Origin of the sequence: Wenyingzhuangia sp. 2_MG-2023 (assembly GCF_030548295.1) — a bacterium.
In the GTDB taxonomy this organism is placed as follows: Bacteria; Bacteroidota; Bacteroidia; order Flavobacteriales; family Flavobacteriaceae; genus Wenyingzhuangia.
The window spans coordinates 1-309 of record NZ_JAUOSB010000093.1 but is presented as its reverse complement, the minus strand read 5'-3'; the positions used below and the strand labels follow the sequence as shown (position 1 = coordinate 309).

Annotated in this window: 1 pseudogene; it reads right to left on the bottom strand. The window is 30.4% G+C overall.

Annotation, left to right across the window (positions count from 1 at the left end):
- Positions 1-309 (bottom strand): annotated as a pseudogene (locus tag Q4548_RS16785) (hypothetical protein); the annotation flags it as partial.

The window sequence follows — 309 nt, the reverse complement described above, 5'->3', positions numbered from 1 at the left end:
ATCAGTAGTTTATGGTTTTTAAGTAGGGTAAAGAACTTATCTCTACCTATTTTAATACCAAGTTTTTTGAACTCATTATTGAGTTGATGATACAGTTTTTTAGCTCCTAAAAACTGTCCAATTTTCTTACGACACTGTTTTACAAGTTTGATGATAATCTGTTCGTTATGAAGTTGCTTTTGATGATTTTTCAAGCGTTTATAGAAAGCTTGTTTACTAATCCCAAAACATAGAGTTAACCATTTTCTTTTAAACGGTTTTGTTTCTTTTTCTGAATCTCGTCTGCTAATGTTTTGGGCAACGACTTTT